This window comes from Sphingomonas rubra (assembly GCF_900115745.1).
GTDB lineage: Bacteria > Pseudomonadota > Alphaproteobacteria > Sphingomonadales > Sphingomonadaceae > Sphingomonas > Sphingomonas rubra.
Genome location: NZ_FOXP01000001.1, coordinates 475,837 through 482,458, shown reverse-complemented (window position 1 = coordinate 482,458; position 6,622 = coordinate 475,837). Strand labels below are relative to the sequence as shown.

Annotated in this window: 5 protein-coding genes; 2 read left to right on the top strand and 3 right to left on the bottom strand. The window is 64.6% G+C overall.

The genetic code is table 11. From position 1 onward, the window contains the following. A partial coding sequence (locus BM145_RS02415; RefSeq protein WP_143090075.1) for a transposase occupies positions 1-294 on the bottom strand: 294 nt, incomplete at its 3' end. A 76-nt stretch (positions 295-370) separates the two neighbouring features. On the opposite strand from BM145_RS02415, the gene BM145_RS02410 reads away from it, so the two are divergent. Further along, on the top strand, positions 371-772 hold the full coding sequence (locus BM145_RS02410; protein ID WP_093330731.1) for a DUF4268 domain-containing protein: 402 nt from the start codon (positions 371-373) through the stop codon (positions 770-772). 127 nt (positions 773-899) lie between these two features. On the opposite strand, the gene BM145_RS02405 is transcribed toward BM145_RS02410, so the two are convergent. Further along, a complete protein-coding gene (locus BM145_RS02405) occupies positions 900-2,639 on the bottom strand; it encodes a class I SAM-dependent methyltransferase (RefSeq protein WP_093330729.1) in 1,740 nt (579 codons plus the stop codon). Positions 2,640-2,716: 77 nt separating this feature from the next. Between BM145_RS02405 and BM145_RS02400 the strand changes: the two genes are divergently transcribed. Next, complete coding sequence (locus tag BM145_RS02400; RefSeq protein WP_093330726.1) at positions 2,717-3,637, top strand: HNH endonuclease; 921 nt, start codon at positions 2,717-2,719, stop codon at positions 3,635-3,637. 45 nt (positions 3,638-3,682) lie between these two features. Here BM145_RS02400 and mobF read toward each other — a convergent pair whose 3' ends face one another. Continuing rightward, positions 3,683-6,622 carry a MobF family relaxase gene (gene mobF, locus BM145_RS02395; RefSeq protein WP_093330724.1) on the bottom strand — a complete coding sequence of 980 codons (2,940 nt, stop codon included), beginning with the start codon at positions 6,620-6,622 and terminating at the stop codon, positions 3,683-3,685.

Below are 6,622 nucleotides of genomic sequence, written 5' to 3'. Positions count from 1 at the left end.
AAAATACGCCGACGCCTTGCGCAGGATCTCGTTGGCCTGGCGCAACTCGCGGTTCTCCCGCTCCAGCGCCTTCATCCGATCGGCGACATCGCTCGGCACCCCGGCACGCGTGCCGCTGTCGACCTCAGCCTTCTTCACCCACTCGTGCAGCGTCTGGCCCGCACACCCGATCTTCGCCGCGATCGACACGACCGCTGCCCAGCGGGAGGGGTGATCCTTCTCGTGATCCAGCACCATCCGTACCGCCCGGGCGCGCACCTCAGGCGAAAACTTATTCGTCGTCTTGCTCGTCATAGCCCCTTCCTCTCAGGAGTTGGGACCTCCGACAAACCCGGCGCGGTTCAGAAGCCCGTCGAGGACATCGGATAGCATGAGCGATGAACTCACGCGCTATCTCGCTGCCTTCACGAAACAGGCGCAGATTGCCGGACTTCCCGTGCGTCGCCCAGGCAGGAACTGGTCGCCCTTGCAGCCGCTCGACCGGAGATCACATGTCAGTCTCAGCGTTACCCGGCACCGCATCCAAGTAAACCTCAACAACGAGGACGACGACGCCGGAACGAAACTCGCTAGGCTGCATGCTGACCGGTTCGCTATCGAGGAGGAGGTTGGAGAGACGCTCCTGTGGGAGAAAAAGGCCGGCCAAAGAAAAAGCGCCGTCCGCGCGTCGTTGAAGGCTGGCTATGCAGATCGGAACTGGGACAGTCAGCACGCGTGGGCTATCGGAATGATGAGGCATTTTCAGCGAAGCTTTGGGATACGCCTCGACTAATCGCGACTTAGGGGATCCGGAACACGGTCAAGCTTGGCAGAGCGCCGACCTTAGGCTCCAGCGTTCAACATGTTTAAGGAAGACAATCATCACGCTTTACTCACCAGGGACGGTGAACGACATTGGATCAGTTAATTGGGAGTCCTGCCCATTCGGTGAGCTGCTGATCCTGCCTGAGTCTAAGACGGCGCCAAGTCAGCCCGTCGAATATCGCGTCGCGGGTAGCGGTCATCTCGACGGGCAGCGCGGCCCCGGCTTCGCACGCGAACCGAGCAGCTAACGCTTCATTGCTCATCCAGGCGTTGTCCCACCAAGTGATAATCGCGGTCCGCGCGGCGGCTAGCGCGTTCGCACTGGGCAGGAAATCGCGCTTCTCCCGCTGATTGAGCGTTCGGTGCGACGGCATGAGGTTCCAGAGGTCACCGCAGGGCCACGCCGACCAAGGCAGGCAATGATCGATGTCGAGCGTCGTATCTGACAGCGGCCGGTCCGACCAAACGCAGTGCAGGCGTTCTCCCCGCCGGAGCCTGTCGACTGCTATATCGCGCGCAACCGACACATCACGTCGAGGTTCTATCCAGGCCAGGGCCGCCTCAAGTTCGCCTGGAACCGTGCTTCTGCCTTGCCGTTCCATGTAGGCGCGCATGAGGCGCGCCCATTCCGCCGCTAGTACCGGTTCGATCCAGACGCCAAGCCGTTGCATCGTCCGCCAAACATGTCCGGGAACGGCGAGTCTGCCGAACGCGCCCAAGGCGTCGGCACCCAGCGCGATTGCCGAACCACGTGACGAGCGAGCCGTCGCCGCGGTAAACACGCGTTGCTCCGAGTTCGGGTAGCGGATGAAGTTCGCGGGCATGGTGGCAATCGTCCGCGATGCGTCGGCGATCGCGCCAGCCACGGCCTTGGCGCGCTCACCGGAAAAGGTGGCGCCCACCCGTAGGTCCAAGGGCGCTATCCCATCGGCCAGAAGAGCCCGGAAGCCTTCTTTCGCGAAGCCAAGCCCGTCCGGGCCGGCGTTCCCGGGCATCTGGGGCAAGCCGCAACGTACGAGCGGCAGATACATGCGCACCCAGTTTAGCGCTACGGCACCAAGCGGCACTTCGACGCTATCGTCAGTGGGGTGCGGCACGCCAAAGCTTGGTGTCCGGTCCGCGATCTTCGCGATCGCCCGCAGCAAACCGAGCTTGTAGGTTGAGGACTTGTCATCGTTCAGGACGATGCCCCGCAGCAACGGCAGCGCTCCTGTTCCGTCATCGGGCAAGGTCATTGCGAGGGTGGTCCATGCTACGCCAGGTCGTCCCAGCGCATCTGCCGCCGGGGCGACGCGGGCGATCGCCAAACCATGATTCCGGGCTAGCGCCTCGATCTCACCAGTCGTTACATCGTACATAGGCCGATCGGGTGGCGCGGGCCCTTGCCGCAATGTGACGATAAAAAGCCCGCCCGGCTTGAGCAGGGTGGCGAGTTTACGGAACGCGCGGTGTCTGTCTTGAGGCGCGACGTGCTGCCACACGCCCGATAGCAGGATCAGGTCGAAGGAGAGGGCTAGCGCGTGAGTGGCGTTCAGCCCAGGCAGCCGATCATCGAGCCACCGGATGCGATCGTTGCGGTGCAACTTGCGAGCTTCCGTCCGCATGCCGGCTGCGGGTTCAACAGCGACCACGTCGTAGCCCAGTGCGGCCAGCCAAGCGGCATCGCGTCCCGACCCCGCGCCGACATCAAGGGCAAGGTGGTCGGCGCCAGGCCGGATGAGGTCGGAGAAGGTAGACCGGTAGGCAACTTGGTCGACGCGTTCATACTCCGCCGCGAGACGGGAAGCCTGCGCGTCGTAGGCCGCCACAGGGTCGTGAAGAGCGGGATCGTTCATGGCGATGGAGCGTCCACGATGCGTCGGCGCGACGCAACAGGGTTGCCAATGATGTTACCCAGAGCGATGTTTTCGCGGTGGTAGGGATCTTCGTCGGTGTGACACACAAGCCGTGGTTCGACCACCTGGCGAGCCTGCATCCGGCAGACGTGAACTTCTGGCAGCCGTCCGGATCAGGCGAGTTCAAGGCGCTGAGGCCTGGCGACCTGTTCCTGTTCAAGCTGAAAGCCCCCTGGAACGCGATCGCAGGCGGCGGTGTATTCGAGCATGCGAGCCTCGCGCCGCTATCGCTCGCTTGGGAAGCGTTCGGCGAAGCGAATGGCAATCAAAGCCTCGGCGAGATGCGCAGCACAATCGCGAAGCTAAAGCGTGTGCGACCGCTTGGAGATCGGGAAGACCCCGTCATTGGGTGCAGGATCCTGACGCAGCCATTCTTTTGGCCCGTGGACCGCTGGATACCGACACCCGCCAACTTCTCGGCCAACACGGTTGTTGGCCGGGGCTACTCCACCGATCAGCCTGACGGGCTGGCGTTATGGCGGGAGGTGCAAGAGCGGTTAGCCGCGACGCCAGCCGCACCTCAGGTTTCAACCGGCGACCGGTTCGGTAGGCCGACGGTGATGCGACGGCGCCTGGGGCAGGGAGCCTTTCGCCTCGCAGTTACCGATGGCTATGGGCGACGCTGCGCCGTGTCCGGCGAGCGGACGCTGCCGATCCTCGATGCGGCTCATATTCGATCTTTCGCCTCGGGAGGCGAGCACGCCGTGTCCAACGGCCTGTTGCTGCGAACGGACATCCACAAGCTGTTCGATCGAGGCTATGTCACCTTCGATAGCGAGCTTCGCTTTGCCGTGTCAGAGCGTCTGAAGGCCGACTTCGACAACGGCGTCCATTACTATGCAATGCAGGGCACGACGCTGGCACGACCGATCGCCGGCTTCGATCCGCCGTCCTCCGAGGCGTTACGCTGGCACCGGGAGAATGCATATCTCGGATGAGTGCGGACCTGTTCTGCCGAGCGGAGACTAGATCCCATCTCGTTTTCAGATCCCGATCTCGAAGATTTTCCCACGGCCGGTGTCGATATCGAGCGCTTTCTCGGGACTGGTGGTCGGCTTATCAGCCCCTGTATCCTTGCCTTCGTTCGCCGCACTCGGCGCTCCAGTGCGAGGGATGCCGCCGGCAGTCTCGAGTGACGAGGTCTTGCCGCCAGCGTTCCGAACAAGCTGACGCTGCAGGCCACCCGCGCGATCAACGATCAGGGTCAGCGTATCCCGAAGCCGCGTGACCGTGACCAGGAAGGTCTGCTGGTTGATGAGCTTGGTATCGCGAGTTTCCATGACAGCGATACCGGCGTCGGACGTCAGTCCCTGCGCCATGTGGGCGTTGAGCGCATAGGCGAGGTCGAGCCGCTGGAGCATCGGGTCGTCGCGCTTCAGATCCAGCTTCACTCCGAGCGACGTTTCGATGCTTACCACGCCACTATCGATCCCGACGATCTGTGCTCGGTCGGCGTTGAACAGCCCGCGCTTATGATCACTCGCGGTCCAGCGAATGCGATCGCGCTCATGGATCGTGAGATCCTTGCGCTCGTACAACTGCAGCCCGGTATCGCGCGTGGGTCTGAGCCGATCAGGCCGGAACGTCCGCTCCTTTGCATCGGCGCCGCGGACCCGGACCGTGCCCGCCGTCGGGTCGACCGCCACGACCTCAGCGCGACCTTTAGCCAGCCGAACTCCATCGCTTCGTTCCGCCACATCGAGCACCATGCCGGGAGCATAATTCTGGGCGTAGCGTAGTTCCTCATTGGTGAGATTAACCCGCTCCAGTACCGTAAGGTCGAGGCTCGCCGGACCGATCTCCCTGCGCGCCAGCAAGCCTTCCTGAACCGCGCGGTTAATGTCACCGCGCAACCGTCGCCCCGACGCATAGATGGCGGTGCGTGATCGTTCATCCGGCCCAAGCGCCAGCCACCGTTCGGCTGCTTCCTCCGCACCCCGTCCGGGTGCTTCAACCGTGAATGGCTCCAGCGCCGTCATGGCCTTTTCGACATTGCCGATCTGCGCCGCTGCCGCAGCAGCTTTCACCGCCTCGCCGCGCGCGCGGATGTTCTGCGGCATGTGCGCGGTGGCGGCGCCGGCCTGCTGCATGACCGAGAAGGGTTTGCCTGCATCGACCGCCCCGAGCTGCCGCGCGTCACCGACGAAGGCCATCCGCCCGACGCCGAGCAGATTGGCGAGTTCGACCAGCTTCAGTTGATCGGCGTTTGACAGCATCGAGGCCTCATCGACGAGGATGGCGGTGCCGCCGAACGTCGCCCGCGCCCCGGTCAGCGCGCCTGGGTCTGGGCGCTCGCCGAGGAGCGGCGCGTTGGCTCGCAGGAACCGGGCGACGGTCATCGACCGAATGCCGGTCTCGCGTTCGAGCATCTGGACTAGCGTGTTTTGAACGGCGAGCCCCAGCACCTTTTTGCCGCTCTCCTCGATCAGTCTGGCGGCGGGCGCCAGCATGCTGCTCTTGCCAGCGCCGGCGACGCCCTGGACCGCGATGATGCGATCGGTGGAGGACAGCAGGAGGACGCCTGCAGCCTCCTGACCCGGGTTGAGCATGATGCCCGAGTTGGTCTGCGCATTGTCCCGCAGAGTTGCACCTGCGTCGCCGAGAGGCAGGAAGCTCGCGCCGGCGCCGCGCCCTGCATCGACGGCCGAGAGGATCCGTCGCTCGACTGCAAGGCCTTGTGCCGTCGTCATCATGTCCTCGGCGCGTCCGGTGCCGGGGACGAGCTGGCCCGCTCGCGCGAGCGCAGCCACACGCACCTTGATCTGGTCGATCTTAGTGGGCAGGCCCGTATCCAGCGCAGCCTTGTAGATGTCAGTCGTCTTGAAGGCGGCCTCGCGCTGCTCCAGGTGACGCAGCGCAGAGGCCACTGCGTGCGCGGCGGCGACCTCGGCCGGACCTTTGGCCCCAATGTTGCGGGGCAGATAAGGATCGGACCTGGCTAGGCCGAGCCGATCGGCCAACGCGCTGACGAGCTCGCGACCGCGTGTCGTCGCGGCACCTGCAGCCTGTGCCAGACGCTCCCACGGCGACGGCGCGGCCCCCCGAGCGCGGGCTTGCTCGATCAGTTCCGGAAGGTCGAGACCGACTGCTCGGGCGCTCTCCCGCCAGCCATCATAAAGCGCCTCACGGTCGGCAACGGGCGCCTTCCTGGACCGCGTCATCAGCGTCGCGGCGGCGAATGCCTCCGGGGTCTTCTGCGCCATCTCGGCGACCTTGGCGAGGATCTGCTGGCGTCGCGTGCTGAACGCCATGATTAGGTTGCGGCCGATGCCCTCGGCTTCGAAGTTTCCATGCTTGCCGCGGTCGCCAACGGCGTAACCGAGCGCCTCCACCTTGTCGCGGAAGCTCGCCATCGTCAGCGCGTTGAACAGGGTGTTCAAGGACCAGAGCTTGTCGTTGTGGAGCGCGCGCCACTTGCCATCCGGCCCTTGGGTGGCGTTTGCGACGATCGCATGGAGGTGGGCCTGCGGCTCCTGTTCCCGGCTGGTGTCGTGCTCGAACAGAGCGACGATCAGGTTGCCAGTGGCGACCACCTTCTCCTTGCCCTTGACCTCCATCCGGGTCTCGGCGGCATTGCGCTCGGCCCAGCCGAGCGTTTCCTTCACCGCGGCGCGATAGGCGTGGAGGATGCGCCGGTCGCCACCGACCAGCGCGAGCAGCGACCAGCTCTTCGGCAACGAGAAGGTGAGATCAATGCCCGCGCGGTGCCGCTCGGGAGTGCCGACCTGCGAGCCATCGGGAAGGCTGCCCTTCAGCAGCGCTTCGAACGTCTCCTTGTCGACAGCCCCAGTGAGCCCGAGCGCCTCCGCGCCCTTGCCGAACCACTCGCCCGATGTCTCCGCTTCACCGGGCGAGTAGTAGTTATCGGCGGCGAAATAGCCGGCGGCGCCTTTGGCGGAGCGGACGGTTGCGACCGACAGCAT

Excerpts from the sequence above, each read along its gene's own strand:
- BM145_RS02410 (WP_093330731.1), top strand. The coding sequence starts at position 371 with ATGAGCGATGAACTCACGCGCTATCTCGCTGCCTTCACGAAACAGGCG.
- BM145_RS02405 (WP_093330729.1), bottom strand. The coding sequence starts at position 2,639 with ATGAACGATCCCGCTCTTCACGACCCTGTGGCGGCCTACGACGCGCAG.
- mobF (WP_093330724.1), bottom strand. The coding sequence starts at position 6,622 with ATGCTGTCGGTCGCAACCGTCCGCTCCGCCAAAGGCGCCGCCGGCTAT.